The 26,637-nt window shown below is 67.8% G+C and carries 21 protein-coding genes and 1 riboswitch; of the genes, 8 read left to right on the top strand and 13 right to left on the bottom strand.

Annotation, left to right across the window (positions count from 1 at the left end; translation table 11 throughout):
• Positions 1–65 precede the first annotated feature (65 nt).
• The 3 genes from dapC to ITJ66_RS08450 are packed head-to-tail and all read right to left on the bottom strand — an operon-like array spanning position 66 to position 2,088.
• Positions 66–1,187: a succinyldiaminopimelate transaminase gene (gene dapC / locus ITJ66_RS08460; protein WP_370582594.1), complete on the bottom strand. Its 1,122-nt coding sequence runs from the start codon at positions 1,185–1,187 to the stop codon at positions 66–68.
• A 4-nt stretch (positions 1,188–1,191) separates the two neighbouring features.
• A complete protein-coding gene (gene fdxA / locus ITJ66_RS08455) occupies positions 1,192–1,515 on the bottom strand; it encodes a ferredoxin (protein WP_079705538.1) in 324 nt (107 codons plus the stop codon).
• Between the two features lie 39 nt (positions 1,516–1,554).
• The gene (locus tag ITJ66_RS08450) at positions 1,555–2,088 is read right to left on the bottom strand and encodes a hypothetical protein (RefSeq protein ID WP_079705537.1); all 534 of its coding nucleotides are present in this window, start codon (positions 2,086–2,088) and stop codon (positions 1,555–1,557) included.
• Positions 2,089–2,291: 203 nt separating this feature from the next.
• Between ITJ66_RS08450 and efeU the strand changes: the two genes are divergently transcribed.
• The 3 genes from efeU to efeB all read left to right on the top strand — a co-directional run bounded on the left by efeU (position 2,292) and on the right by efeB (position 5,918).
• Complete coding sequence (gene efeU / locus ITJ66_RS08445) at positions 2,292–3,140, top strand: iron uptake transporter permease EfeU (RefSeq protein ID WP_192005229.1); 849 nt, start codon at positions 2,292–2,294, stop codon at positions 3,138–3,140.
• 55 nt (positions 3,141–3,195) lie between these two features.
• Entirely contained in the window at positions 3,196–4,407 is a 1,212-nt protein-coding gene (efeO, locus tag ITJ66_RS08440) for an iron uptake system protein EfeO (protein WP_192018202.1), read from the top strand.
• 113 nt (positions 4,408–4,520) lie between these two features.
• On the top strand, positions 4,521–5,918 hold the full coding sequence (efeB, locus tag ITJ66_RS08435; protein ID WP_194644362.1) for an iron uptake transporter deferrochelatase/peroxidase subunit: 1,398 nt from the start codon (positions 4,521–4,523) through the stop codon (positions 5,916–5,918).
• 67 nt (positions 5,919–5,985) lie between these two features.
• On the opposite strand, the gene ITJ66_RS08430 is transcribed toward efeB, so the two are convergent.
• The 3 genes from ITJ66_RS08430 to ITJ66_RS08420 form a co-directional block, all read right to left on the bottom strand.
• Positions 5,986–6,417 carry a hypothetical protein gene (locus ITJ66_RS08430; protein WP_124769011.1) on the bottom strand — a complete coding sequence of 144 codons (432 nt, stop codon included), beginning with the start codon at positions 6,415–6,417 and terminating at the stop codon, positions 5,986–5,988.
• 70 nt (positions 6,418–6,487) lie between these two features.
• Positions 6,488–8,395 (bottom strand): translational GTPase TypA, encoded by a 1,908-nt coding sequence (gene typA, locus ITJ66_RS08425; RefSeq protein ID WP_194601746.1) that lies wholly within the window; start codon positions 8,393–8,395, stop codon positions 6,488–6,490.
• A 161-nt stretch (positions 8,396–8,556) separates the two neighbouring features.
• Complete coding sequence (locus ITJ66_RS08420) at positions 8,557–10,281, bottom strand: ABC transporter family substrate-binding protein (RefSeq protein ID WP_194644361.1); 1,725 nt, start codon at positions 10,279–10,281, stop codon at positions 8,557–8,559.
• A 296-nt stretch (positions 10,282–10,577) separates the two neighbouring features.
• On the opposite strand from ITJ66_RS08420, the gene ITJ66_RS08415 reads away from it, so the two are divergent.
• From ITJ66_RS08415 to ITJ66_RS08400, 4 genes are read left to right on the top strand one after another with little or no spacing between them, the layout of a single operon-like run.
• Complete coding sequence (locus ITJ66_RS08415) at positions 10,578–11,561, top strand: ABC transporter permease (protein ID WP_079705532.1); 984 nt, start codon at positions 10,578–10,580, stop codon at positions 11,559–11,561.
• Between the two features lie 4 nt (positions 11,562–11,565).
• On the top strand, positions 11,566–12,489 hold the full coding sequence (locus tag ITJ66_RS08410; protein ID WP_191940786.1) for an ABC transporter permease: 924 nt from the start codon (positions 11,566–11,568) through the stop codon (positions 12,487–12,489).
• Positions 12,482–14,587, top strand: coding sequence for an ABC transporter ATP-binding protein (locus ITJ66_RS08405; protein ID WP_194644360.1), 2,106 nt, complete (start codon positions 12,482–12,484; stop codon positions 14,585–14,587). The genes ITJ66_RS08410 and ITJ66_RS08405 overlap by 8 nt, the downstream gene beginning before the upstream one ends.
• A gap of 48 nt (positions 14,588–14,635) precedes the next feature.
• A complete protein-coding gene (locus ITJ66_RS08400) occupies positions 14,636–15,253 on the top strand; it encodes a hypothetical protein (RefSeq protein ID WP_194644359.1) in 618 nt (205 codons plus the stop codon).
• Positions 15,254–15,335: 82 nt separating this feature from the next.
• Here ITJ66_RS08400 and ITJ66_RS08395 read toward each other — a convergent pair whose 3' ends face one another.
• The 4 genes from ITJ66_RS08395 to ITJ66_RS08380 form a co-directional block, all read right to left on the bottom strand.
• Positions 15,336–17,060 carry an ABC transporter ATP-binding protein gene (locus ITJ66_RS08395; protein ID WP_064296416.1) on the bottom strand — a complete coding sequence of 575 codons (1,725 nt, stop codon included), beginning with the start codon at positions 17,058–17,060 and terminating at the stop codon, positions 15,336–15,338.
• 11 nt (positions 17,061–17,071) lie between these two features.
• The gene (locus ITJ66_RS08390; RefSeq protein WP_064296417.1) at positions 17,072–18,040 is read right to left on the bottom strand and encodes an ABC transporter permease; all 969 of its coding nucleotides are present in this window, start codon (positions 18,038–18,040) and stop codon (positions 17,072–17,074) included.
• Positions 18,030–18,959 (bottom strand): ABC transporter permease, encoded by a 930-nt coding sequence (locus ITJ66_RS08385; protein WP_064296418.1) that lies wholly within the window; start codon positions 18,957–18,959, stop codon positions 18,030–18,032. Before ITJ66_RS08385 ends, ITJ66_RS08390 begins: the two co-directional genes overlap by 11 nt.
• Before the next feature lie 75 nt (positions 18,960–19,034).
• Positions 19,035–20,645, bottom strand: coding sequence for an ABC transporter substrate-binding protein (locus ITJ66_RS08380; RefSeq protein WP_229938667.1), 1,611 nt, complete (start codon positions 20,643–20,645; stop codon positions 19,035–19,037).
• A 336-nt stretch (positions 20,646–20,981) separates the two neighbouring features.
• Here ITJ66_RS08380 and ITJ66_RS08375 point away from each other — a divergent pair, with 336 nt between their 5' ends.
• On the top strand, positions 20,982–21,794 hold the full coding sequence (locus tag ITJ66_RS08375) for a CPBP family intramembrane glutamic endopeptidase (protein ID WP_307783541.1): 813 nt from the start codon (positions 20,982–20,984) through the stop codon (positions 21,792–21,794).
• Between the two features lie 75 nt (positions 21,795–21,869).
• Here the strand turns inward: ITJ66_RS08375 and gcvP are convergent, their stop codons facing one another.
• Genes gcvP through gcvT form a run of 3 tightly spaced genes read right to left on the bottom strand, consistent with a single transcriptional unit; the run spans position 21,870 to position 26,293 of the window.
• On the bottom strand, positions 21,870–24,791 hold the full coding sequence (gene gcvP, locus ITJ66_RS08370; RefSeq protein ID WP_194644356.1) for an aminomethyl-transferring glycine dehydrogenase: 2,922 nt from the start codon (positions 24,789–24,791) through the stop codon (positions 21,870–21,872).
• The gene (gene gcvH / locus ITJ66_RS08365) at positions 24,791–25,165 is read right to left on the bottom strand and encodes a glycine cleavage system protein GcvH (RefSeq protein ID WP_064296422.1); all 375 of its coding nucleotides are present in this window, start codon (positions 25,163–25,165) and stop codon (positions 24,791–24,793) included. Before gcvH ends, gcvP begins: the two co-directional genes overlap by 1 nt.
• 3 nt (positions 25,166–25,168) lie before the next feature.
• Positions 25,169–26,293 (bottom strand): glycine cleavage system aminomethyltransferase GcvT, encoded by a 1,125-nt coding sequence (gene gcvT, locus ITJ66_RS08360; RefSeq protein WP_194644355.1) that lies wholly within the window; start codon positions 26,291–26,293, stop codon positions 25,169–25,171.
• Between the two features lie 161 nt (positions 26,294–26,454).
• Positions 26,455–26,540, bottom strand: a riboswitch (glycine riboswitch).
• Positions 26,541–26,637: the final 97 nt, after the last annotated feature.

The following is a 26,637-nucleotide window of genomic DNA, read 5'->3' as shown; positions in this document are numbered from 1 at the left end:
TACAGCCTAATCGGCTTCGGACCCTACTGCTGTTTCCCACAGTGATCCGGCGACTTCCTTGGAGTTCACCCCGAAATCGGGCGGAGTCCCCGAAGTCTGGCCGCGGCGGCCGCGATGCGCTCGTCTGAGGCGGTCAGGGAGAGCCGCACGTGTTGCGGTCCGGCCTCGCCGTAGAACACCCCTGGACCCGCCAGGACACCGATCGACGCCAGGCGGTCGATACTGACCCAGGCGTCCTGGCCCTCGGTGATCCACAGGTACAGTCCCGCCTCGCTGCGGTCGACCCGGAACCCGGCCTCGCGGACTGCCGGGAGCAGCACCTCACGGCGGGCGCGGTACCGGGCCTTCTGCTCCGCCACGTGGGCGTCGTCGCCGAGCGCCGCGACCATGGCGGCCTGCAACGGGGCCGGCAGCATGAGACCCGCGTGCTTCCGGACGGTGACCAGCCGACGCACCAGGCGCTCGTCGCCCGCGAGGAACGCGGCACGGTAGCCGGCGAGGTTGGACTGCTTGCTCAGGGAGTAGATCGCGAGGACACCCTCGGTGTCGCCGTCGGTCACGCGTGGATCGAGCACGGACGGGGTCGGCGTGTCGGACCATTCCCCCTCCCAGCCGAGTTCCGCGTAGCATTCATCGCCCACGAGGACGGCGCCGAGTTCGCGGGTTCTGGCTCGGGCCGCACGCAGCTCGTCGACCGACAGGACACGGCCGTCGGGGTTGCCGGGGGAATTCAGCCAGACCAGCCGGGTGCTCTCCGGCCATTCGGCGGGGTCGTCGGAGGCGAACGCCTCGGCTCCGGCGATCGCCGCGCCGACCGCGTACGTCGGGTAGGCGGCCACCGGGTGGACCACGGTGTCGCCGGCGCCCAGGCCGAGGAGGAAGGCGAGCAGCGCGACGAGTTCCTTCGAGCCGATCGTCGGGAGGACGGCGTCGAGGGTGAGCCCCTCCACACCACGACGGCGCGCGAACCAGACGACGATCGCCTGCCGGAGTTCGGGCGTCCCCACCGTGGTCGGGTACGCGTGTGCGTCCGTGGCCGCCCGGAGCGCATCCCGGATGAGGCCGGGAGTCGGATCGACCGGCGAACCGATCGAGAGGTCGACGATGCCGTCGGGGTGGCGACGGGCCTGCTCCGCATACGGGACCATGAGGTCCCAGGGGTAGTCGGGCAGCGGCTGCAGTGCCACGCGACTACTCGTGGGCTTGTGGCGGCAGCGCGGCGATGAGCGGGTGGTCCGAGGGGATCACGCCGACCTTCGCCGCCCCACCCGGGGAACCGATCTCGTCGAAGAACTCGACATTGGCCTTGTAGTAGTCCGCCCACTCCTCGGGAAGGTCGTCCTCGTAGTAGATGGCCTCCACCGGGCAGACCGGCTCGCACGCACCGCAGTCGACGCATTCGTCGGGGTGGATGTAGAGCGACCGTTCACCCTCGTAGATGCAGTCGACGGGGCATTCGTCGATGCAGGCGCGGTCCTTCACATCGACGCACGGCAGGGCGATCACGTAGGTCACGGGCGGGTGGCTCCCTTCACGAGCACTGAATTGTCCAGTCTACGCCTGCGGCGAGACGGGGAACGGTTCGGGCGCCGGTCCCGCGGGACGGTCGTCGCGCTTGCGGGCGCGCTCCGGGAGCTTCGGCCACGCCACGACGAGGACGGCGATGAGACCGGGGGCGATGGTCCAGACGAGGCCCGAGACGCTCTGCGGGATGAGGACGGAGCCGCCGGTGCTCTCGAGCAGCAGGATCCCGATCATGAGGATGACCCCGAGCGCCGCTGCCGACGCTGCGAGCCGGTCTCCCAGGACGATGCGGAGTCCCACCAGGAGCATGGCCACGCCGAGGATCCCGAGCACCAGTCCGACCGGGAGGGCGACACCGAGGACGGAGGGCGCCCAGGCGTGCGCGACCGTGCCGATGGCGCCGTACGCCAGACCGACGAGGAAGGCGAGGACGATCCCGATCACCCGCGACGCCGTGGACTGCTCGTGCGGTGCGTCCTGCTGCGGCGGTGTCGGCGGGAACCAGCGGTCGTCGCCGACCGTGCGGCCGTCTGGGAGGCTGGGGTCGGGGGCCGGATCGGTCATCCGCCGATTGTATCTGGACAGCCTCAGCATCAGGCGCTATGGTCGACGTCGGATAAGGTTAGCCTTACCCAACCGCGTTCCGAAGTCGCAGCGCCCCGCCCGGACCACGGTCCCCGCCCGGCGCGCCCTCGGATGCATCCCCACCCCGCAGACGACGGCCTCCCCCGGGCGACCGCCTGCTCGACGCCCGAAAGTCCGGTCACGTGCTCGCGAACTACCTCATCGGCCTCCGCGAAGGCCTCGAAGCCGGCCTCATCGTCGGCATCCTCGTCGCCTACCTGAACAAGCTCGGCCGCCGGGACGTCCTCCCCCGGTTGTGGCTCGGCGTCGCCGTCGCGATCGTCGTCTCGCTCGGCGTCGGTGCCATCCTCACCTGGGGACCGTACGGGCTGAGCTTCCAGGCGCAGGAGATCCTCGGCGGCGGACTCTCCATCCTGGCCGTCGGGCTCGTCACCTGGATGATCTTCTGGATGGGGCGCAACGCCCGAGAGCTCAAGCACGACCTCGAGTCACGACTCGACGCCGCCGTCGCCGGATCGGCGATCGGCATCGTCGTCCTCGGCTTCATCAGCGTCGGCCGCGAGGGCATCGAGACCGCCCTCTTCATCTGGGCGAGCGTCAACTCCGGTGAGAGCGCCGTCGTCGGCTCGATCGGCGCGCTCCTCGGCATCCTCACCTCCGTCGTCATCGCGTATCTCATCTACCGCGGATTCGTCCGGATCAACCTCGGCACCTTCTTCACGTGGACGGGGCTCTTCCTCGTCGTCGTGGCTGCCGGCGTCCTCGCCTACGGCGTCGGCGACCTCCAGGAAGCGGGCGTCATCCCCGGCTGGGGGCAGGCCGCGTTCAACCTGAGCGCGATCATCCCTCCAACGAGCTGGTACGGCACCGTCCTCGGCGGACTCTTCAACTTCACCCCTGCCCCGACCTGGGCGCAGTTCGGTGCGTGGCTGCTGTACCTGATCGTCACGCTCGTCTGCTTCATCCGGGTCTCGGGTCTCGGCCGTCGGCGCCCGACGGCGGTCACGACCCCGGTCGCGACGAACGCCTGACCCGGTCCCCGCCCCACCACGAACCAAGCACCAGCACCTTCCGACAGGAGTCTCCATGCAGCACCGCATCATCGCCGGCCTCGCCGGCGCGGGCGTCCTCGCCCTCGCCCTCACGGGATGCGTCCCGAACAAGACCGGCGGCGACGCGCTCACCGTCGCCATCACCGACGACTCGTGCTCGGTGTCCGTGGCGAAGGCGACGGCCGGTGCCGTGACCTTCTCGATCACCAACAACGGCACCGACGTCAACGAGTTCGAGATCCTCGCCTCGGACAAGCTGCGCATCGTCGGCGAGAAGGAGAACGTGACGCCGGGCCAGACGGTGTCCTACGTCGCACAGCTGAACCCCGGCACCTACTACACGGCCTGCAAGTTCCAGCTCGTCGGCGCACCGGTCGGCCTCGCCGAGTTCACCGTGACGGGCGAGAACGCCGCCGTCTCGAAGGACGAGCAGGCGCTCACCGACCAGGCCGTGACGAACTACGTCGCCTACATCAAGTCGCAGGTGGCCGAACTCGTGCCGCAGGTGAAGGCCTTCACCGACGCGTACGCCGCCGGCGACGACGAGACCGCCCGTCAGCTGTTCGCGACGACGCGCGTCTCGTACGAACGCATCGAGCCGACGGCCGAGGCGTTCGGCGACCTCGACCCGAAGATCGACTACCGCGAGGTCGACGCCGTGGCTGAAGGACTCGACTGGACCGGCTTCCACCGGATCGAGAAGGACCTCTGGCCACCGGCAGCCGACGCGCTGAACTCGGACGGCACGAGCGCGCTGACGGACTGGACGCCGTCGACGCCGGAACAGCGTCAGCAGTTCGCCACCGGTCTCGTCGACGACGTGCAGCAGCTGTTCGACCTCGTCTCCGAGAAGGACTTCACCGTGAGCCTCGGCGACATCTCGAACGGTGCCATCGGTCTCCTCGACGAGGTCGCCGTCGGCAAGATCTCCGGTGAGGAGGACTGGTGGTCCCACACCGACCTCTACGACTTCGCGGCCAACGTGCAGGGAGCCGAGGTCGCGTTCGGCAACGTCAAGGACATCGCCGCGAGCAAGGGTGACGCCGGCACGAAGCTCGTCGGCCAGATCGAGACCGAGTTCACGGCGCTGCAGGACCTGCTCGCGAAGTACGGCAGCCTCGACAGCGGCTTCGTGAGCTACGACACCGTCACCGAGGAGCAGCGCAAAGAGCTCTCCGACCAGGTGAACGCCCTCTCCGAGCCGCTGTCGCAGCTCACCCACACGGTGCTCGGCGTCGCCGAGTAGCACCGAACGGATCCACCGCCGCCTCCGCGGCGCGCCGGGCCGGAACCGCTCAGAGCATTCTGGGGGTTCCGGCCCTGCGGCCTTCCAGCCATCCCTGAATAGCATGAGGTCCGATGACCGAGCACACTCCCCCCACGACTCCTGCAACCGAGGCAGGGTCCACGCCCACCGCGTCTGGACCCGAGGCAGGATCGACGCCCACCGCGCCTCAACCCGGCGCCGCGTCCGCACCACCGAGCGACCCGCCGCGGCGCGGGCTGTCGCGCCGGGCGCTGTTCGGCCTGGCCGGAGCGGGCGCCGCAGGGCTGGCGGCCGGAGCCGGCGCGACCGCGGCCATCACCGCCGCTGTGAGTGCCTCGGCGAGTGCCACGGGCGTCACGACGGTCTACCCGTTCAACGGGGCCCACCAGAGCGGGATCACGACGCCGGCGCAGGACCGCCTGCACTTCGCCGCGTACGACGTGTCGGCGGGCACCACTCAGGAGGAGCTCATCGAGCTGCTCCAGGACTGGAGTGTCGCCGCGGCACGCATGACGCAGGGGAAGGAGGTCGCCGACGGCGGTGCCGTCGACGGCTCCCCGCTCGCTCCCCCGGTCGACACCGGAGAAGCGCTCGGACTGCCCGCCAGCGGGCTCACGATCACCTTCGGGTTCGGACCCACGCTCTTCACCGCCGAGGACGGCACGGACCGGTTCGGCATCGCCGACCGTCGCCCGGCCGAGTTGGAGAAGCTCCCTCGCTTCACGGGCGACAACCTCCAGGCGGGCCTCACCGGTGGCGACCTCTGCATCCAGGCGTGCGCCGACGACCCGCAGGTCGCCGTGCACGCGATCCGTAACCTGAGCCGCATCGCGTTCGGACGTGCCTCCATCCGCTGGTCGCAGCTCGGCTTCGGTCGCACTTCGTCGACCTCCACCAGCCAGGTCACCCCGCGCAACCTGTTCGGGTTCAAAGACGGCACCGCGAACGTCAAGTCCGAGGAGACCAAGACGGTCGAGGAGCAGGTCTGGGTCCAGGACGGAGACAGCGCCGCCTGGCTGAGCGGTGGTTCCTACCTCGTGGTCCGGAAGATCCGCATGATCATCGAGACCTGGGACCGCGCGCAGCTCCAGGAGCAGGAGCGCGTCATCGGTCGGAGCAAGGGCGAGGGCGCACCGCTGTCGGGCGGCAAGGAGTTCACTGAGCCCGACTTCGATGCGGTCGGCGCAACGGATCAGCCGCTCATCGACAAGCACTCACACGTGCGCCTGGCGCACCCGACCCAGCTCAAGGGCACGAAGCTCCTGCGACGCGGATACAACTTCGTCGACGGCAACGACGACCTCGGGCGGTTGAACGCGGGGTTGTTCTTCATGTCGTACCAGCGATCGCCGAAGCAGTTCATCGACGTGCAGCGCGCGCTGGCCACCGATGCGCTCAACGAGTACATCAAGCACGTCGGGTCGGCGATCTTCGCGGTGCCCCCGGGCGCGAGCAAGGACGGCTGGGTCGGCGAGACGCTCTTCGCGTAGGACACGTCCGGTCGCTGACCCCCGGTCACTGAGCCCTCCCTGACCGGTCACTGAGCCTGTCGAAGTGCTACTTGACCGTCACCGTGTAGAGGATGCTGTCCGCCGAGGCGACGAGCTTCACGTCATAGGCCGTCGTCGACAGCGTCACGATCGAACCGTCGCCGTTCGCGATCTCCCCGTCGATCGTGAAGCCCGCCGCGACGAGCGCGTCCTTGGCTGCGGTGGCGGCGTCGGTCGCCTGCACCGTGACGACGAAGGTGTCCTTGCCGTCGACCGTCCCACGTCCACCGTTGACCGTGCCGTCGACCACCGGGACCGCGTCGACGGGGTATCCGTCCGGCAGCCCCTCGTCGAGGTTCACGTCGAAGTCGCCACCGGTGGCGTCGCGGATGCCCTGCTCGACGGAATCCTTGACGGTCGACTCGATGACGCTGCACCCGGCGAGCGTCGGAGCGAGGACGAGGGCGGCCAGCAGGGCGAGGGAGGCGGGTCGGCGCATGCGATCAGCTTAACGACCGGATGCCCGGTCTTCCTGAGAGGACCGGGCATCGGGTTGGAGCGTCTACTGCCTACTCGGACTGCTTCTTGAGACGCGAGTAGCTGCGCTGGCGGGCCTGAGCATCGAGCTCGACCTTGCGGATGCGCACGTGCTCGGGCGTGACCTCGACGCACTCGTCCTCGCGGGCGAACTCGAGGCTCTCCTCGAGCGTGAGGACGCGCGGCGGCGTCATCGACTCGAAGTTGTCGGCCGAAGACTGACGCATGTTGGTCAGCTTCTTCTCCTTGGTGATGTTGACGTCCATGTCGTCGTTGCGCGAGTTCTCGCCGATGACCATGCCCTCGTAGACCTCTTCGGTCGGCTGCACGAAGAACGACATGCGCTCCTGCAGCGCGATGATCGCGAAGGGGGTGACGACGCCGGAGCGGTCGGCGACGATCGAGCCGTTGTTGCGCGTCGTGATCGTGCCGGCCCACTCCCCGTATCCGTGTGCCAACGCGTTGGCGATCCCCGTGCCGCGCGTGGCGGTGAGGAACTCGGAGCGGAAGCCGATGAGGCCGCGCGACGGGACGATGAACTCCATGCGGACCCAGCCGGTGCCGTGGTTCGACATGTTCTCCATGCGACCCTTGCGAGCGGCGAGGAGCTGGGTGATCGCGCCGAGGTGCTCCTCGGGGGCGTCGATGGTGAGGTGCTCGTACGGCTCGTGGACCTTGCCGTCGATGCGCTTCGTGACCACCTGCGGCTTGCCGACGGTGAGCTCGTAGCCTTCGCGACGCATCTGCTCGACGAGGATGGCGAGCGCGAGCTCTCCACGGCCCTGGACCTCCCACGCGTCGGGTCGACCGATGTCGAGGACCTTGAGTGAGACGTTACCGATGAGCTCGCGGTCGAGGCGGTCCTTGACCATGCGCGCGGTGAGCTTGTGGCCCTTGACCTTGCCCATGAGCGGCGAGGTGTTGGTACCGATCGTCATCGAGATGGCCGGGTCGTCGACCGTGATGGCCGGCAGCGCGCGGACGTCCTCGGGGTCGGCCAGGGTGTCGCCGATCATGATGTCGGCGAAACCGGCGACGGCGACGATGTCGCCGGGGCCGGCGCTCTCGGCCGGGTAGCGGTCGAGTGCCTTCGTGATCATGAGCTCGGTGACGCGGACGTTGTGGACGTCGCCGTCGTGGCGGACCCAGGCGACCGTCTGGCCCTTCTTCAACGTGCCGTTGAAGATGCGCAGGAGCGCGAGGCGACCGAGGAACGGCGAGGCGTCGAGGTTCGTGACGTGCGCCTGGAGCGGGTGCTCGTCGTCGTACTGCGGAGCCGGGATGTGCTCGAGGATGGCCTCGAAGAGCGGCTCGAGGTCTTCGCTGTCGGGCAGTTCGCCGTTGGCGGGCTTGTTGGACGACGCACGGCCGGCCTTACCCGAGGCGTACACGACCGGGACGTCGAGGATGGCGTCGAGGTCGAGGTCGGGGACGTCGTCGGCCATGTCGCTGGCGAGACCGATGAGGAGGTCCTGGCTCTCGACGACGACCTCGTCGATGCGCGCATCGGGACGGTCGGTCTTGTTGACCAGGAGGATGACGGGCAGCTTGGCCTCGAGCGCCTTGCGGAGCACGAAGCGGGTCTGCGGGAGGGGGCCCTCGGACGCGTCGACGAGGAGGACGACACCGTCGACCATGGACAGGCCGCGCTCGACCTCTCCGCCGAAGTCGGCGTGACCCGGGGTGTCGATGACGTTGATCGTGATCGGGCCGTCGGTGGCGTGTTCGCCCTTGTACGAGATCGCCGTGTTCTTGGCGAGGATGGTGATGCCCTTTTCGCGCTCGAGCTCATTCGAGTCCATGGCGCGTTCTTCGAGGTGGGCGTGTTCGGCGAAAGAGTTGGTCTGTCGCAGCATGGCGTCGACGAGGGTCGTCTTGCCGTGGTCAACGTGGGCCACGATCGCGACATTGCGCAGATCGGAACGAGTGGCGAGCGCCATAAAAGGGTGGCTTCCTTCAAGTGGATGGGATTCGGGCACGATGGTGCCGACGGACCATCATACCGCAGGAGTCCTGGCCGGGGGCTGAACGGCGACGGGCACCGGCGGTTTCCCGCCGATGCCCGTCGTCCTCAGGGTTCAGGAGGAACCCGTCGTGTCGCTTACTTCTTCCAGCCCACGTTCTTCCAGTCGATGGTCTCGAACTGGGTCGGCCCGTAGTTCACGAGGCCGGTCTTGACGCCGTAGGTGTACGGCACCGGGAACAGCGGGAGCGTGGTCGCGAGGGCGACGATCTTCTTGTCGATCTCCTTCGCGATCTCGAGGCGCTTGTCGGGGTCGAGCTCCGCGTTGGCGCTCGCCCAGAGGTCACCGAGCGAGTCGTCGGTGACGCCGGGGAAGTTCTGCCCGGAGTCGGCCGGGTAGAAGATCGACTCGGTGCTGGAGATCGGGAAGGCGGTGCCCTGCCACGCGAAGCTCACGGCGTCGAAGTCGCGGGTCTCGGTGGTGACGTACTTCGTGAAGAAGTCGTCCGAGGGGACGGTGTCGATCTGCAGGTCGAAGCCCGCCTCCTTCACCATGGCCTGCACCTGCTGCGACGTCTCGGCGGAGACCGGGTTGTCGGAGTCGATGACGTAGCGGACGGTCAGCTTCTGGCCGTCCTTCTCGCGGATGCCGCCGCTGCCTTCCTTCCAACCGGCGTCCTCGAGCTGCTTCTTGGCCGCGTCGATGTCGTAGCCGAGCACCTTGGAGGCGTCGTCCTCGTAGCCGTCCTGGCCCGGGAGGAAGATGAGGTTGTTCAACAGGTCGGTCGGTGCGTCGATCGCGGCGAGGCGGGCCTCGGCGATGGTCTGACGGTTGATCGACTTGGCGAACGCCTGCCGGACCTCGGGGTCGCTCAGGACCTCGGACGTACCGTTCAGGGTGATGTGGTTGTACGTCGTGCCGCGCGAACGCTGGATCTCAGCGTCGCTGCGCTTCTTGGCCGTCTCGTAGTTGTCGGCGTTCGAGCCGATGCTGAAGACGTCGATCTCACTGTTGGAGAACGCCTGCGCGAGACCGGAGCGGGACACCTGCTTGAAGATGATGTTGTCGAGCTTCGGCTTGTCGCCCCACCACTTCGGGTTGGGCGCGAAGGTCACGACCGCGCCGGTCTGGTCGATCTTGCTGACGATGTACGGGCCGCCGGAGACGTAGGTGGTGCCGTCAGCCGCGTAGGGGCCGGTCGCCCAGAGGGTGTTGAAGGACTCCGGCGTCGCGCCGAGCCACTTCGGCCAGATGTTGCCGAGAATGGAGGGCCAGTCGGCGTTCTTGTTCTTGAACGTGATGAGGACGTCCTGCGGGCTGTCGCCGGCGGTGACGGACTCGATGTCCTTCCACACGTTGGTGGCGGTGGGCGCGTAGGCGGGGTCGACGCCGTTCAGTGACTTCCAGGTGGCGGCGAAGTCGTCGACGCTCATGGCGGTGCCGTCCGACCAGACAGCGTCCGGGTTGATCTTGATCTCGACGACCTGCGGGTCCTCGGTCTTCAGCTCGACGGAGGTCGCGAAGTCGGGGTTCGCCTCCCAGGTGCCGTCCTCCTTGATGTTGATGAACGACGGCGTGTACAGGTTGCTGAGGAACTGGTCGTCGACGGTGCCGCTGTCGAGGTTGTAGAGGTTCCAGTTCGCGGGGATCGCGTCGACGGCGAGGTTGAGCGAACCGCCCTGGGCGATCTGGTCGGCGTCGGCGCGCTCCCAGCCGGTGCCGGACAGCTCGGCGGGCTTCGACGTCGAGCCGCCACCGCCTGAACCGCCTCCAGTGCAAGCCGTCAATGCGAGGGCGACGATCGAGACGCCGGCGAGGATCATCCCGCCGCGCCGCTTCGATCCCTGTGTTCTGGAACTCATCGAGATCCACCTTTCGTGACGTGTAACTGCGCAACGCCGCACCGATGCGGAGCGGAAGGCGCGCAGGCCAATGTGGACCATCTTGCACCCGCTCCGGGGATCCCCCACAAGTGGGCACGAATTGTTACCGTTTCGATTTCTCGACGGTACGAGCCGGAAACATACGTTTCGTTTCCTGAGTACACGCGTCGTTTTCTGATTCCCGATGGTTCGGGGTTACAGTGTCTCCACCCCACGAGGGGAGCACAGCTGACGGGACGACGCGGTCCCGCACAACGACTTCGCAAGGCTGGTACATGATCGGGTTCATTGCACGGCGGTTGGTCAACTACCTGTTCCTCTCCGCCATCGCCACCATGCTGGGCTACGTGCTCGTGAGCATGACGCTCCAGCCCTCGGCCCGGTTCCTCGGGAAGAACCCGCCCATCCCGCAGTCCTCGATCGACGCGGCGCTCGACAAGATGGGCGTCAACCCGAAGGTGCCGCTGCTCGAACGCCTCTGGGACTGGGTCACCCAGCTCGTGACCACCGGGTCCCTCGGCGTCAGCACCCGCGGCACCCAGGTCACGGCCGACATCTTCGAGCGTTCGGGTACGAGCCTCCGACTCCTCGTCATCGGCACCATCCTGGGCGCGGTCATCGGCGTCGCCCTCGGCGTCTGGGGCGCTGTCCGCCAGTACCGGGCCAGCGACCAGATCATCACCTACGCCTCGTTCACGATCCTCGCGATGCCCGTCTTCGTCATCGGCGTCGTGCTCATGATCCTCGCGACGTCGCTCAACCAGGCGGTCGGCACGAACGTCATCAACTTCACCGGCGAGTACACCGCCGGCTTACAGGGCGGGTTCTGGACACAGTTCGGCGACCGGGCGATGCATCTGCTGTTGCCCACCATCACCCTCACCGTCGGCGCCGTCGCCTCGTACTCGCGGTACCAGCGCAGCGCCATGCTCGACGTGATGAGCGCCGACTACATCCGGACCGCCCGCTCGAAGGGCCGGACCCGCGGCTCCGCGATCATCCGACACGGCGTCCGCGTAGCGCTCATCCCGATGTCGACGTTCTTCGCCTACTCGTTCGGGCTCATCCTCACCGGCGCGAGCGTGACGGAGAACGTCTTCAGCTGGCACGGCATGGGCGAGTACCTCCTCACGAGCGTCTCGAACTCGGACATCAACGCCGCCGCCGGAACGATCCTCTTCACCTCCATCCTCGTCCTGATCGCCGGAACCCTCTCCGACGTGATCTATGCGGCGCTCGACCCGAGAGTGCGGGTGTAACGACATGGCGCTGACCGACCCATCGACCCTCACCGTCGGGGAACCCGAGACGATGCGGGATACGCCCAAGCGGCCGCAGTCCCGCGGACGCACGATCCTCCGGAAGGTGCTCGCCACGAAGCGCGCCCGCATCGGTGGAGGCGTCCTCCTCTTCATCATCCTCTGGGCCTTCATCGGCCCGCTGCTCTCCCCCTGGTCCTTCACCGACCAGGACGGCCTCGCCTTCAGCCAGCCGCCCTCGCTGTCGCACTGGTTCGGCACGAACAACATCGGCCAGGACGTGTACGCGCAGACCCTCGTCGGTCTGCAGAAGTCCATCGTCATCGGCCTGATCGTCGGCCCGGGGGCGGCGATCATCGCCGGACTCGTCGGGGCCATCGCCGGTTACGTCGGCGGCGTCTGGGACAAGGCGATCGTCTGGCTCATCGACCTGCTCCTCGTCATCCCCGGCTTCTTCCTCCTCGTGCTCCTCAGCCCGGCGTTCAAGTCGCTCTCCTGGCTCGCCCTCGTCGTCTTCCTCGTCCTGTTCGGCTGGATGGTGCTCGCCCGCGTCATCCGCGGGCAGACGATGTCGCTCCGCGAACGCGAGTACGTCAAGGCCGCTCGCTTCATGGGCGTCCCCGGGTTCACGATCATCCGTCGGCACATCATCCCGAACGTCGCGAGCCTCCTCATCATCGACGCGACGCTCGGCATCGGCGCGGCGATCCTGTCGGAGACGACGCTGAGCTTCTTCGGCTTCGGCGTCCAGGCACCCGACGTCTCGCTCGGCACCCTGCTCGCCGCCGGTGCGAGTGCGGCCGTGACGCGGCCCTGGCTGTTCGTCTTCCCGGCAGCGATCCTCGTCATCACCGTGCTCGCCTCGAGCCTCCTCGGCGACGCCCTCCGCGACGCCATCGACCCGACCTCAGGAGCCAACCGTGACTGACCCCCAGGCGACAGCGCCGCTCCTCAAGGTCGACGACCTCACCGTCACCTTCCCCAACGCCGGCACGCCCGTGCACGCCGTCCGCGGTGTCTCCTACGAGGTGCGGCGAGGCGAGTTCCTCGGCATCGTCGGCGAGTCGGGCTCCGGCAAGAGCGTCTCCTCGATGGCCGTCATGGGGCTGCTCCCGACCAACGCGCAGGTGAGCGGCAGCATCCGCTACGACGGCGTCGAGCTGCTCGGCCAGTCCGACAAGGAACTGTCGAAGATCCGCGGGCGCGACATCGCCATGATCTTCCAGGACCCGCTCTCGGCCCTCACACCCGTCTACACGATCGGTCAGCAGATCGCCGAGGGGCTCCGCCTCCACGACTCCGCGCTCTCGCAGCGCGCCGCCGAGACCCGGGCCGTCGAACTGCTGAAGATCGTCGGCATCCCGAACGCGGAGCGGCGTGCGAAGTCGTTCCCGCACGAGTTCTCCGGCGGCATGCGTCAGCGGGCCATGATCGCGATCGCCATCGCGAACGACCCGCAGCTGATCATCGCCGACGAGCCGACCACCGCGCTCGACGTCACCATCCAGGCGCAGATCCTCGAGGTGCTCCAGAAGGCGAAGGACATCACCGGCGCCGCCGTGGTGCTCATCACGCACGACCTCGGTGTCGTCGCCGGCAACGCCGACCGGGTCGCCGTGATGTATGCGGGCCGGATCGTCGAGACGGCACCCGTCGTCCCGTTGTTCCGCGAACCCCTCATGCCGTACACGATCGGTCTGCTGCGATCCATGCCGAACATGGCCGCGAACCAGCAGGAACGACTCGTCCCACTCGAGGGACGCCCACCGCTGTTGACGACCGTGCCGACCGGCTGCCCCTTCGCCCCGCGCTGCCCGATCGCCGTGGCCGCCTGCCTCGAGGGTGAACCGGCGCTGCTCCCCGTCCTCGACGGTCCCGTCGAGGACCCGACGACCTCGGTCGACCACACCGCGGCGTGCATCCGCGCCGGCGAGATCGCCGACGGATCGCTGCGCCGCCCGGAGATCTTCCCTCGGCCGGACGAGGTGCCGGAGGAGCTCGTCGCCGAGGTCGCCCAGGAGACCGTACTCGACGTCCGCGGCCTGACCCGCGCCTTCCCGCTCACGAAGGGCGTCGTGTTCCGTCGCAACATCGGCACCGTCCGCGCGGTCGACGGCGTCTCGTTCAGTGTGCAGCGCGGACGCACCCTCGGCCTCGTCGGGGAGTCCGGCTGCGGGAAGACGACGACGATCATGGAGATCCTCGAACTCGCCAGGACGCAGGGCGGCAGCATCCACGTGAACGGGGTCGACACCGCGACGCTGTCGAAGCCCGACCGCCGGAAGCTGCGCAGCGACATCCAGGTGGTGTTCCAGGACCCGATGGCCTCGCTCGATCCGCGCATGACGATCGAGGACATCATCGGCGAACCGTTGACCGTCCACGGGGTCTCCCCCACCGAGATCCGCTCACGCGTCGGGGCCATGCTCGAACTCGTCGGCCTGGAGCCGTCCTTCGCCGGCCGGTACCCGCACGAGTTCTCGGGTGGCCAGCGACAGCGCATCGGCATCGCCCGGGCGCTCGTCGTCGAACCGAAGATCCTCGTGCTCGACGAGCCGGTCTCAGCGCTCGACGTCTCCGTCCAGGCCGGCGTCATCAACCTGCTCGAAGACCTCAAGCAGCGACTCGGACTCTCGTACCTCTTCGTCGCCCACGACCTCGCCGTCGTCCGGCACATCGCCGACGACGTGGCGGTCATGTACCTCGGGCGCATCGTCGAGTACGGACCCAGTGCCACGATCTTCGACGACCCGAAGCACCCGTACACGCAGGCGCTCCTCTCCGCGGTGCCGGTCCCGGACCCCGAGATCGAACGCAGCCGGCAGCGCATCCTGCTGAACGGCGACCTCCCCTCCCCCAGCGACGACCGGGTCGGCTGCAGTTTCCGGAGCCGCTGCCCGCTGTTCCAGTTGCTGCCGGCGGAGAAGCAGGCGGTCTGCGAACGCGACGATCCGCGAGAACGCCCCGTCGACGGACGGCTCGTGGCGTGCCACCACGCGGAGAGCGATCGGCTCGTCACCGCCTGATCGAGCCGCACGGCCCCCGCGGGTCGGCGGCCTGGAAGGATGGTGGATGTGAACGACGCGACGAACGCCGGCAATCGGACCACCCTGCGGAGCACGAGCGGCTTCTGGATCCTCGGGGTCACCGCCCTCCTCATGGTCTTCTTCATCATCGACGCCGTCGGCCGCGGGGCCTGGGGCTTCGCGGTCCAGGCGCTCCCGTGGGAGCTCCTCGTCGTGTGGCTGGTCTACCTCGTCCTCGTCCGTCCCTGCATCGTCATCGAGCCGTCGCAGCTGACCATCGTGAACGTGGGGCGTCTCCACGACATCCCGTGGTCGCGCATGGAGGAGGCGACCAGCCGCTACCAGCTCACGGTGCTCCTCCGCGACGGTCGGAAGATCACGAGCTGGGGCGCACCGAGCGCCGGTCTCGACCGTCCGTCGATGATCGGCGGACGCGCCGGACGACGCGGGGTCGACCATCAGGACCGCGCGGCAGGTGTCCGCCGACCCGGTCGCGCCGGGAACGAGGGTCCGACGGCCGTCGACCTCATCGACCGCGCGCACGAACGCTGGGGCCGGATCGACCCGAAGGACGACCGCCTCGCCACCTCGCGCTGGGACGTCGTCGCCCTCGGCGTCACGGCCGCACTCGTCCTCTGGGGCGTCGCCTCGGCGCTCCTCGGCTAGCGACCGGCGGACGCCTCCCACAACGTCGAAGGGCGGTGCCACGGATCACTCCGCGGCACCGCCCTTCGACGTGGTGCGCCGGTTACAGCGCGAGCTCGATCCCGGCGCCGGGGATGGCGTCGAGGAGTTCCCGCGTGTACTGCTGCTTCGGGTTCTCGAAGACGTCGTCCGTGGTCGACGCCTCCACGATCTTCCCCTTCTGCATGACCGCGACGTTGTCGGCGATCACGCGCACGACCGCGAGATCGTGGGTGATGAAGAGGTACGTCAGCTGCAGCTCCGACTGGAGGTCGGCGAGCAACTGCAGGATCTGCGCCTGGACGAGGACGTCGAGCGCGGACACCGCCTCGTCGAGGACGACGATCTCAGGCTTCAACGCGAGTGCGCGAGCGATCGCGATGCGCTGACGCTGTCCACCGGAGAGCTCGTTCGGGTACCGGGTCGCGACCGCCTGCGGCAGCGAGACCTGATCGAGGAGCTCCAGCACGCGCGCACGGCGGGAGGCCTTGTCGCCCACCTTGTGCGTGACGAGCGGTTCAGCGATCGTGTTGCCGATGTTCCGCAGCGGATCGAGGGAACCGTAGGGGTCCTGGAAGACCGGCTGCATCTTCCGACGCAGCGCGAGGAGGCCCTTGCGATCGAGCCCCTCCATCGCCTTGCCACCGATGCGGATCTGGCCGGACGTCGGTGTCTCCAGCTGCAGGAGCAGCTTCGCCACGGTCGACTTCCCGGATCCGGACTCGCCGACGAGCGCCATGGTGGTGCCCCTCGGGATCTCGAACGAGACGCCGTCGACGGCCTTGAGCTCCCGCTCAGCCGCCTTCTGCCCACGGATGTTGTAGACCTTCTCGAGGTCCTTGACCACGATCGCGGCTTCCGCGTCCGGCTGGGCGGCCTGCGCCGCAGCGCGGTGCTCGGCGGCGACGATGAGGTCGATGCCCTCCGAACCGACGGGAGCCTCGTGATCGAGGGTCTCGAGCGATCCGGTCGCCGACTGGATGCGACGCGAAGCCAGGCTCGGCGCCGCTGCGACGAGCCGCTTCGTGTACGGGTGCACCGGGTTCTGCAGGATCTCGACCGACGGACCGGCCTCGACGATCTGCCCCTTGTACATGACGATGAGCTTCTCGGCACGCTCGGCCGCGAGACCGAGGTCGTGCGTGATGAAGAGCAGCGCCGTGCCACTGTCGCGGGTCAGGCTCTCGAGGTGGTCGAGGATCTTCCGCTGCACCGTGACGTCGAGCGCCGAGGTGGGCTCGTCCGCGATGAGCAGCTTCGGGCTCGACGACAGACCGATACCGATGAGCACGCGCTGACGCATACCGCCGGAGAACTGGTGCGGGAACTGCTTCAGGCGACGGTCGGCGTCGGAGAGGCCGGCCTGCTGGAGCACCTCGATCGCCTTGGCGCGGACGGCCTTCTTGCCCTGGGCGATGCCGTTGGCACGGATGGCCTCCTCGACCTGGAATCCGATGTTCCACACCGGGTTCAGGTTGGACATCGGGTCCTGAGGCACGAAACCGATCAGGCGTCCGCGGACGTCCTCGATCTCGTTGCGCGACAGCTTCGAGAGGTCGCGCCCTTCGAAGAGGATCTCGCCCCCGCTGATCTTGCCGGTACCGGGCAGGAGGTTGATGATCGCGTGCGCGGTCGTCGACTTCCCGGATCCGGACTCACCGACGATCGCGACGGTCTCACCCGGCATCATGGTGAACCCGGTCTTGCGGATGGCCTGGACCGTTCCGCTCTGGGTGCGGAAGGTGACCTCGAGGTCCTTGACCTCGAGCAGCGGCTGCTGGGTGTTCATCTGGCTCGCGTTCAACGCAGGGCCCTCGCCTTCGGGTCGAGCGCGTCTCGCAGGACTTCGCCCATCATGATGAAGCTGAGCACGGTGAGCGACAGCGCGATCGACGGGTAGATCAGCACCTGCGGGGCCGTGCGGAGGTCACGCTGCGCCTGGCTGATGTCGTTGCCCCAGGACATGGTCTCGCTCCCGAGCCCCACGCCGAGGAAGGACAGCGTCGCCTCGGCGACGATCGCGGACGCCAGCGAGATCGTGATGACGACGATCACCGGAGGGATCGCGTTCGGCAGCACGTGGCGCAGGAGGATCTTGAAGCGGGAGACACCCAGCGCGATGGACGCTTGGACGTAGTCCGCGTTCTTGACCCTGAGCACCTCCGCTCGAAGCACTCGGGCGACTGATGGCCAGGCGAACAGACCGATCGCCAAGGAGATCGTCCACACGCTCCGGTACTTCGCGAGCACCGACATGACGACGACGGCCGCGAGGATGTACGGGATGGAGAAGAAGATGTCGCCGATGCGGGACAGCACCGAGTCGACCCAACCGCCGTAGAAACCGGCGAACGCGCCGAACACGATGCCGAGCGTGGCCGTGATCAACGTCACGATGAGCCCGACCGACAGCGACGTGGAGGTCCCGTAGATGACCCGCGCGAAGATGTCGCAGCCCTGCTTCGTGAACCCGAGGATGTGGCCGGCCTCAGGCCCGCCGTTGCTGTTCTCGAGGAAGCACTGGTTGTTCGGGGGCGTCTGCGTGAAGAGGAAGGGGAACAGGCCCACGACCACGACGAGCAGGATGAGGACGGACGAGATCCAGAACATGGGACGACGGCGCATGAACGCCCAGGCGTCGGTCCAGAGGTTGCTGACCTTCTCGTCGACCTTGACGGCGTCGATGACCGCGAGGGGGGTCTCTTCGAGCGGCGCGACGAAGTGATTCGGGGATCGCTTGATCGTCGGCTCCTGATCATTACTTGACATAGCGGATCCTTGGGTCGAGCACGGCGTAGAAGAGGTCGATGACGAGGTTGATGATGAGGTAGAACAACACCATCACCGTCACGAAGGACACCACGGTCGGGCCTTCTCCTCGGAGGATGGCCTGGTAGAGCGTGCGGCCGACACCGGGGACGTTGAAGATGCCCTCGGTCACCGTGGCGCCGACGATCAGCACACCGAAGTCCACCGCGAGGTAGGTCACGACCGGGATCAGCGAGTTGCGCAGGATGTGCACGGGGATGACCCGGCGACGGCTGAGGCCCTTCGAGTACGCCGTACGGACGAAGTCGAGCGACTGCGTCTCGATGACCGAGGACCGGGTCAACCGCACGATCTGCGCGAAGCTGATGGTGGCGAGGACCAGTGCGGGAAGTAAGAGGTCTTGTATCGGCGCGCCCGGGCCGACCGTCGGTCTGAACCACCCGAGCTGGATCCCGAACACGTACTGCGCGACGAACGCGATGACGAAGACGGGGAGCGAGATGAGGATCAGGCTGACCACGAGGAACGAGGCGTCGAAGATGCCACCCTTGCGGATGCCGGAGATGAGACCGATCGTGATGCCGGCGACCATCTCGAAGAAGACGGCGATGACGGCGAGCCGCAGCGTGACCGGGAAGGCCTGCGCGAGGATCTCGCTGACCGGCTGCCCGGAGAAGGACGTTCCGAGGTCGCCGGTGAAGATGCCGCCGAGGTACAGGAAGTACTGCACGATGAACGGCTTGTCGAGGTTGTACTCGGCGTTGAGTTGAGCGATCTGCGCGGCGCTCGGCGTCTTGTCGCCGAACAATGCGAGCACGGGATCACCGGGCAACGCGAAGACCATGAAATAGATGAGGAATGTCGTGCCGAGCAGTACGGGGATAGCCTGCAGGACACGACGAAGAATGTAACCGCCCATGGTGTGGGACTCCTGAACTCGTGAAGCTGGGTGGGCCCGGAAGAACCGGACCCACCCAGCTATGCCGCTACAAGACTACTTGGTGATCTCGTAGTACAGCGGCACCGAGTTCCAACCGAACTCGACGTTCTGCACGCCTTCGCCGAAGCCGCCGCTCACGTTCTGGTACCAGAGCGGGATGGCCGGCAGGTCCTTGAAGAGGACCGCCTGGGCGTCCTGGAACTTCTTGTTCGCAGCGTCCAGGTCGGTCTCGGACGAACCCTCGGAGAGGAGCTTGTCGAACTCGGGGCTCGAGTAGTCACCGTCGTTCGAGGAAGCACCGGTCGCGTAGAGCGGAGCGAGGAAGTTGTACAGACCCGGGTAGTCGGCCTGCCATCCGGAGCGGAACGCCGTCTCGATGGAGCGGTTGGTGATGCCGGCGCGGAAGTCACCGAAGACGGCGACCGGGACGCCCGAGGACTCGATGCCCAGGACGTTCTTGATGCCGTTGGTCACTGCGTCGACCCAGGCCTGGTGCGGCCCGTCGGCGTTGTACGCGATCTGGAAGGAGCCGTCCCACGGGGAGATGGCGTCGGCTTCGGCCCAGAGTTCCTTGGCCTTCTTCTCGTTGTACTTGAGGACGTCGTTACCCTCGATGTCCTTCGAGTAGCCGTCGATGACCGGCGAGGTGAAGTCGGTCGCCGGCGTGCGGGTCCCGTTGAAGATGACCTTCGTGATCTCTTCACGGTTGATCGCGTACGAGATGGCCTGACGACGCAGCTGACCCTCTTCACCGCTGAAGTGCGGGAGGCGGGACGGGATCGTGAAGGACTGGAACACGGCGGCCGGCTGGTTGACCGCACGGTCGCCCAGGTCGTCCTGGTAGGTGGAGAGCGCGGAGTCCGGGATCTGGTCCAGGACGTCGAGGTTGCCGCTCAGCAGGTCGGCGTAGGCGCTGTCGAAGTCCTTGTAGAACGTGATGGTCAGGCCACCGTTCTTGGCTTCGCGGCCACCCTTGTACTCGTCGTTCTTGACGAGTTCGATCGACTCGTTGTGCTTCCACGCCTTGTCGCCGTCGACCTTGTACGGGCCGTTGCCGATCGGGTTCTGTCCGAACTCGTCCGTGACCTTGCCGGCCGCGTCGAACGCTGCAGCGGGCAGCGGGTAGAAGGCGGAGTAGCCCAGACGCAGCGGGAAGTCCGATGCAGGTGCGGACAACTTCACCGTGAAGGTGGTGTCGTCGACGACGCTCAGGCCGGTCAGGGGCTGGCCGTCTTCGTTGTAGCCCTCGACGTCAGCGAAGAACGAGGCGTTCTTGCGGAGGTTGACGACGGCGTCCTGCCATGCCATGACGAACGAGTCAGCGGTGACGGGGTCGCCGTTGGTGAACTTCTGATCAGCCTTGATCTTGATCGTGAAGGTGGTCGAGTCATCGGTGTCGATCGACTCGGCCAGGTCGTCGACCGGCTTGCCGTCGGCCGCGTAGTAGCGGAGGCCTGCGAAGACCTCGTCGATGATCTTTCCGCCACCGACCTCGTTGGTGTCGCTGGGGATGAGGCCCGACTCCGGCTCGGAGCCGTTGGTCGTGATGACGGATGATGCGCTGCTGGTGCTCTCGCTGCTGGAACCGCCACCGGAACAACCGGTGAGGACGAGAGCCCCTGCTGCGATGATGGCGGCGGCAGAGCCGAACCGACTGAACTTCACAGTTCCTCCTTGGGGAAAGGGCAAGCGAAAACAGCGCATCGTGTGCGCTGGATCGCTCTTTGAATACTCTGACGATAAGCAGAAGCAGGACGGCGAGCAAACTGGGACGCCAAACGTTACACAGCGGTAACCCAATCGACGGATTGTTGCTCACGGATGCTTTTTCGTGCACGGATCCCGCCCACGACGCAACAGAACGATCATGATCGCAAAACTCGTGCGGTCGCTTCGTCGTTCTGGATACGAATCGTAAGGCGCTCATCTCCCGATATCCGCCGAGCGGACGCGCAGATGGTATGCGGTGCGCTCGGAGCCACCAGCCAGCAGAATGGACCGGTGAGCGAGCAGAACACCACCGAGCGGGGACCGGACCTCCCCGAGGGCGCCGGAGACAGCCGTCGCTGGTGGGAGATCGGCATCGTCCTCGCGCTGAGCCTCGGGGCGTCGGCGGTGTACTCGATCATCTCGCTCATCGCGAAGCTCACCGCGGGGCCGCCGCTCTCCGATCAATCTGCGGCGATCAACACCACGCAGGCCACCCGGGAGTGGCTCGACTTCAGCTACCAGTTCCTCGGGCTCTTCTTCCAGCTCGCGCCGGTCGCCCTCGTCATCTACCTGCTCTGGCAGCCCGGACGCAGCGGCTTCGCGCGGATGGGACTCGACCTCCGCTCACCCGGACGCGACCTCGGCCGCGGTCTGCTGCTCGTCGCCGCGATCGGTGTCCCCGGCATCGGTGTGTACGCGTTGGGCCGCGCACTCGGCGTCACGGTCGCGGTCTCGACGTTCCCCGACACCATGTACTGGTGGACGATCCCGATGCTCGTCTTCTCCGCCCTCCGCGCCGGCCTCCAGGAGGAGGTCATCATCATCGGCTATCTGTACACCAGGCTCCGCGAGATCGGGTGGGGGTGGTGGACGATCATCCTGTCGACCGCAGTCCTCCGCGGGAGCTACCACCTATACCAGGGCATCGGGCCGTTCTTCGGCAACGTCGCCATGGGGATCGCGTTCGGCTGGTGCTACAAGCGCTGGGGTCGGGTGATGCCCCTCGTCGTCGCGCACACGGTCATCGACATCATCTCGTTCGCGGGCTTCCCGCTCGCCGTCGCCTGGTGGCCGGAGATCTTCGCCGCGACGCCGTCCTCCTGATGACCCGTTCGCCCATCACGGGACGAATGAGCACTCCCTCGCCCACGAATGGGCGAGGGAGTGCTCATGGACCGGCTAGGCGAAGGCCTCGGGCGGCGGGCAGGCGCACACGAGGTTGCGGTCGCCGTACGCCTGGTCGATGCGACGCACCGGCGGCCAGTACTTCGTGCGCACGAGCGTGTGCACGGGGTAGACGGCGAGCTCGCGCGAGTACGCGTGCGTCCACTCCCCCTCGATGACCGACTGGGCCGTGTGCGGCGCCCCGACGAGCGGGTTGTCGTCGGCAGGCCACTCGCCCGCCGCGACGGCGTCCGCTTCCGCCTTGATCGCGATCATCGCGTCGACGAAGCGGTCGACCTCGGTGAGGTCCTCACTCTCGGTCGGCTCGACCATGAGCGTCCCCGCGACGGGGAACGACATCGTCGGCGCGTGGAAGCCGTAGTCGACGAGGCGCTTCGCCACGTCGTCGACGGAGATCCCGGTCGCCTCCTTGAGCGGACGGAGGTCGAGGATGCACTCGTGCGCCACGAGGTCGCTGTCGCCCGTGTACAGGACGGGATAGTGGTCGCGCAGTCGCGCAGCGATGTAGTTCGCCGCGAGCACCGCGGCACCGGTCGCCTCGCGGAGCCCTTCCGAACCCATCATGCGGACGTACGCCCACGAGATCGGCAGGATGCTCGGGCTGCCGTAGGGAGCCGCAGAGATCGGACCGCCGTCGTGCACGACCGTCCCGCCGCCGAGCAGCGGGTGCTCGGCGCGCTGCGCCAGCGGGTGACCGGGCAGGAACGGCGCGAGGTGCGCCTTCGCCGCGACCGGCCCGACACCGGGGCCGCCACCGCCGTGCGGGATGCAGAACGTCTTGTGCAGGTTCAGGTGCGAGACGTCGCCGCCGAACTCCCCGAACCGCGCGTAGCCGAGCAGGGCGTTGAGGTTCGCGCCGTCGACGTAGACCTGGCCGCCGGCGTCGTGCACGGCCTGGGTGATGGTCTTCACCTCGTGCTCGTACACGCCGTGGGTGGACGGGTAGGTGATCATGAGCGCGGCGAGGGACTCGGCGTTGGCCTCGATCTTCGACCGGAGGTCGTCGAGGTCGACGTTGCCCTGCTCGTCGCACGCGACGACGACCACACGCATGCCGGCGAGGACGGCGGAGGCCGCGTTCGTGCCGTGCGCGCTCGACGGGATGAGGCAGACCGTCCGCTGCTCGTCGCCGTTCGCGCGGTGGTAGCCGCGGATGGCGAGGAGGCCGGCGAGCTCACCCTGGCTGCCGGCGTTCGGCTGGAGGGAGACGGAGTCGTACCCCGTGACCTCGGCCAGCCAGGTCTCGAGCTGGTCGACGAGCTCGAGGGAGCCTGCGACGTCCTCGCGCGGGGCGAACGGGTGCAGCCCGGCGAACTCGGGCCAGGTGACGGCCTCCATCTCGGTGGCGGCGTTGAGCTTCATCGTGCACGAACCCAGCGGGATCATCCCCCGGTCGAGCGCGTAGTCGCGGTCGGCCAGCTGCTTGAGGTACCGCATCATGGCGGTCTCCGAGTGGTGCGTGTTGAACACCGGGTGCGTCAGATACTCGGTCTCGCGGGCAAGCGCGGCCGGGTACTCCGACACGGCACTCGGACCGAACGCCGAGGCGGACGACCCCTCGTCGAAGACGTACGCCGACGGCTCTCCGGGGGTGGCGTTCCCAGCGGTCGTGAGCACCTCGACGAGCGTCGGGACGACGCTCTCGACCGCGCTCACCTCGTCGAAGCTCATCGAGACGGTCGTCTCGTCGACGGCCCACAGCAGGAGGCCGCGGTCGTGCGCACCCGCCACCACCGCTGCGCTGTCGGCGACGCGTACCTGCAGGGTGTCGAAGTAGTGCTCCGTGAGCACCTCGACACCCGCCGACCCCAGCAGACGGGCTGCACTCGCGGTGGTCGCGTGCACCGACTGCGCGATCCGCTTGAGCCCGTCGGGCCCGTGGTACACGGCGTACATCGCGGCCATGACCGCCAGCAGGACCTGGGCCGTGCAGATGTTGCTCGTGGCCTTCTCACGGCGGATGTGCTGCTCGCGCGTCTGCAGCGTGAGCCGGTAGGCGGGGTGACCCGCCGCGTCCTGGCTGACGCCGACGAGGCGACCGGGCATCTGGCGCTCGAGGCCCTTGCGGACCGCGAGGTACCCAGCGTGCGGCCCGCCGAAGCCCATCGGCACGCCGAAGCGCTGGCTCGTCCCGACCGCGATGTCCGCGCCGAGGGAACCGGGCGAGGAGATGAGCGTGAGGGCGAGGAGATCGGCCGCGACGACCGACACGCCGCCGGCCGCCGTGACCGCCGCGATGATCGCCGACGGGTCCCACACGAGCCCGGAGGCACCGGGGTACTGCACGAAGACACCGAACGCCGCCGGGAGCTCCTCGGGCGAGGTGGTCGACAACGGCAGCTCGACGAGGTCGATGCCGACCGCTTCCGCGCGACTCCGGAGGAGCGCCTTCGTCTGCGGGTACGCGTCGGCGTCGACGATGAACGTCGCGTCGGCGAGCTTCGAGGCCCGGCGCGCGAGGAGCATGCCTTCGACGACCGCGGTGCTCTCGTCGAGCATCGAGGCGTTGGCCGTGTCGAGACCGGTGAGGTCGGCGACCATCGTCTGGAAGTTGATGAGCGCCTCGAGGCGGCCCTGCGAGATCTCGGGCTGGTACGGCGTGTAGGCCGTGTACCAGGAGGGGTTCTCGAGGACGTTCCGCTTGATGACCGCCGGCGTGATCGTGTCGAAGTAACCGAGACCGATCAGGCTCCGGTTCACCGTGTTGCGGCCGGCGAGCTCACGGAGTTCGGCGAGCGCCGCCCGCTCGGTCGCGGCGTCGGGGATGCTCGACGAGGCGAGTTCGGCGGCCGTGATGGCGGACGGGACGGCCGCGGCGAGCAGAGCGTCGACGCTGTCGTACCCGACGGCGGCGAGCATCGTCGCCTGGGCGGCGGTATCGGTTCCGATGTGCCGTTCTGCGAAGCGGTCCGCCATCACTCGCCCACCAGCGCGGCGTAGTCGTCCCAGCTGAGGAGCGTGTCGGGCAGCGCGTCGTACCGGACCGAGACGAGCCAGCCGGCACCGAACGGGTCGCTGTTGACGAGCGACGGGTCGTCGACGACGGCATCGTTGGCCTCGACGACCTCGCCGTCGAGCGGGGCGAAGAGCTCGCCGACGGACTTCGTGGACTCGATCTCGCCGACCACGGTGCTGGCCGAGAGCGCCGCACCGACGGCGGGGAGGTCCACGAAGACGACGTCGCCGAGCTTCTCGGCGGCGTAGTCGGTGATACCGATGACGGCGAGATCGCCCTCGACGCGGATCCACTCGTGCTCGGCGGTGTACTTGAGGGTGGTCTTGTCGGCCATGGGTTACTTCTCTCTCGAATAGAAGGGGAGCGTGGTGACGGTCGCGGGGATCCGCGTGCCGCGGACGTCGATGTCGAGCACGGTGCCCGGCTCGGCGTGGTCGGGGTGCACGTAGGCCATGGCGATCGGGTGTCCGAGGGTTGGCGACAGCGCCCCGCTCGTCACCTCGCCGATGGTCGTGTCGCCGGCGAGGACACGGTAACCGGCGCGACCGGCGCGACGCCCCTCGGAGACGAGGGCGACGAGCACCGGTGCGTCGTCCGCCGGACCGGCCTCGACGGCGTCACGACCGATGAACGTGCCGTGCTTGCCGAGTGCGACGACGCGGCCGAGTCCGGCCTGCACGGGCAGCATGTCCGGACCGAGCTCGTGGCCGTACAACGGCATGCCGGCTTCGAGCCGGAGCGTGTCGCGACTGGCGAGCCCGGCGGGGACCAGTCCGATCGGTGTCCCGGCGGCGACGATGGCGTTCCACAGCTCCACGGCGTCGGCCGCGTCGACGTACAGCTCGAACCCGTCCTCGCCGGTGTACCCGGTGCGCCCGATGAAGACCGTGCCGTTCTCGAAGGAGGCACCCGTCGCGCGGTAGTACTTCACCTCGTCGAGGGAGGGCAGTTCGTCCAGGATGTGGAGCCCCTCGGTCGACTGGAGGATGGCGCGGGAGGCGGGCCCCTGGACGGCGATGAGCGCGATCTCGTCGCTGCGGTCCATGACGACCACGTGCTCGAACGCCGCGGCCCGCTCGGTGAGCGCTGCGACGACGGCGTCGTGGTTGCCCGCGTTCGCGACGACGAGGTACTCGTGCTCACCGTTGCGGTAGACGACGAGGTCGTCGATGATGCCGCCGACCTCGTTCAGCAGCAGGGAGTACTTGGCCTGGAGCAGATCGATGGCGGACAGCTTGCCCGCGAGCGCCTGGTCGAGGAAGTCGGCGGCGTCGTCGCCCACGACCTGGATCTCGGCCATGTGGGAGATGTCGAAGATGCCGGCGGCGGTGCGGACGGCGTGGTGCTCGGCGAGGTCGCTCGAGTACCGCACGGGCATCTGCCATCCGGCGAAGTCCGTGAAGCTCGCGCCGGCGGCTTCGTGGACGGCATGGAGCGGGCTGGTTCGTTCGAGGTCGGTCACGAGTTCTCCGGGGTCGCGTGGTGCGCTGCGGGCACCTGACGGCGCCCGTTGGGAACTCCCCCTCTGTCATTGGCCTGAGAGCTTCACGAGCGCCGCTGCTGCGGACACTGCTTTCACCGTCGGCGAGCGCACCACGAACGTGCGCTGCTTTCCAGAGTGGCCAGTCCGATGCGGTACAGGACCTGAGAGATTGGCGGGGAGGCTTGCTCCTTCGGTGCCGGCGTACCGGCTCTCCCGCATCGTGTTTGCGGCCCGATGTTCGATTGAGCCGCCAGCATATCGCGAGTGGTCGCTTCGGCGCAGGACCTTGTTCGAGTCAGGTGTACACTAAGCCTGTATCGAGT

This window comes from Plantibacter sp. VKM Ac-2885 (assembly GCF_015351205.1).
GTDB classification, from domain to species: domain Bacteria; phylum Actinomycetota; class Actinomycetes; order Actinomycetales; family Microbacteriaceae; genus Plantibacter; species Plantibacter auratus.
Note: the sequence above shows the minus strand (reverse complement) of the source record. Positions and strands in the feature narration are given on the sequence as shown.

Coding starts and splice junctions, on each gene's coding strand:
- efeB (WP_194644362.1), top strand. CDS start 4,521: ATGACCGAGCACACTCCCCCCACGACTCCTGCAACCGAGGCAGGGTCC.
- gcvP (WP_194644356.1), bottom strand. CDS start 24,791: ATGGCGGACCGCTTCGCAGAACGGCACATCGGAACCGATACCGCCGCC.
- ITJ66_RS08390 (WP_064296417.1), bottom strand. CDS start 18,040: ATGTCAAGTAATGATCAGGAGCCGACGATCAAGCGATCCCCGAATCAC.
- ITJ66_RS08430 (WP_124769011.1), bottom strand. CDS start 6,417: ATGCGCCGACCCGCCTCCCTCGCCCTGCTGGCCGCCCTCGTCCTCGCT.
- typA (WP_194601746.1), bottom strand. CDS start 8,395: ATGGCGCTCGCCACTCGTTCCGATCTGCGCAATGTCGCGATCGTGGCC.
- ITJ66_RS08415 (WP_079705532.1), top strand. CDS start 10,578: ATGATCGGGTTCATTGCACGGCGGTTGGTCAACTACCTGTTCCTCTCC.
- ITJ66_RS08395 (WP_064296416.1), bottom strand. CDS start 17,060: ATGAACACCCAGCAGCCGCTGCTCGAGGTCAAGGACCTCGAGGTCACC.
- efeO (WP_192018202.1), top strand. CDS start 3,196: ATGCAGCACCGCATCATCGCCGGCCTCGCCGGCGCGGGCGTCCTCGCC.
- gcvH (WP_064296422.1), bottom strand. CDS start 25,165: ATGGCCGACAAGACCACCCTCAAGTACACCGCCGAGCACGAGTGGATC.
- ITJ66_RS08450 (WP_079705537.1), bottom strand. CDS start 2,088: ATGACCGATCCGGCCCCCGACCCCAGCCTCCCAGACGGCCGCACGGTC.
- ITJ66_RS08385 (WP_064296418.1), bottom strand. CDS start 18,959: ATGGGCGGTTACATTCTTCGTCGTGTCCTGCAGGCTATCCCCGTACTG.
- ITJ66_RS08410 (WP_191940786.1), top strand. CDS start 11,566: ATGGCGCTGACCGACCCATCGACCCTCACCGTCGGGGAACCCGAGACG.
- ITJ66_RS08420 (WP_194644361.1), bottom strand. CDS start 10,281: ATGAGTTCCAGAACACAGGGATCGAAGCGGCGCGGCGGGATGATCCTC.